This is a genomic window from Pseudomonas sp. IT-P176 (assembly GCF_949767245.1).
GTDB lineage: Bacteria > Pseudomonadota > Gammaproteobacteria > Pseudomonadales > Pseudomonadaceae > Aquipseudomonas.
The window spans coordinates 1-350 of the sequence record NZ_CATKPN010000116.1; the positions used below are offsets into that span (position 1 = coordinate 1).

Annotated in this window: 1 protein-coding gene; it reads left to right on the plus strand. The window is 64.6% G+C overall.

Translation table 11 applies throughout. The annotated features are described in order from the left end of the window. The coding region (locus tag ACM6IP_RS26045) for an ABC transporter permease subunit (RefSeq protein WP_414862609.1) at positions 1–350 on the plus strand (350 nt) is incomplete at both ends.

Genomic DNA, 350 nt, shown 5'->3' on the forward strand with positions numbered 1-350 from the left:
TTCCCCGCGACCCTCGAACTGTCCATGGCTGCCCTGCTGTTCGCCGGGATCCTCGGTTTGCTGGCCGGGGTGATCGCGGCCCTCAAGCGCGGATCGCTGTTCGACCATGGGGTGATGGGCATCTCCCTGGCCGGGTATTCGATGCCGATCTTCTGGTGGGGCCTGATCCTCATCATGTTCTTCTCGGTGTCCCTGGGCTGGACCCCGGTTTCCGGGCGGATCGACCTGCTCTACGACATCGAGCCGGTCACCGGTTTCATGCTGATCGACACCCTGCTGGCCGATGACACGGGCGCATTCCTCGACGCCCTGCACCACCTGATCCTGCCGGCCATCGTGCTCGGCACCAT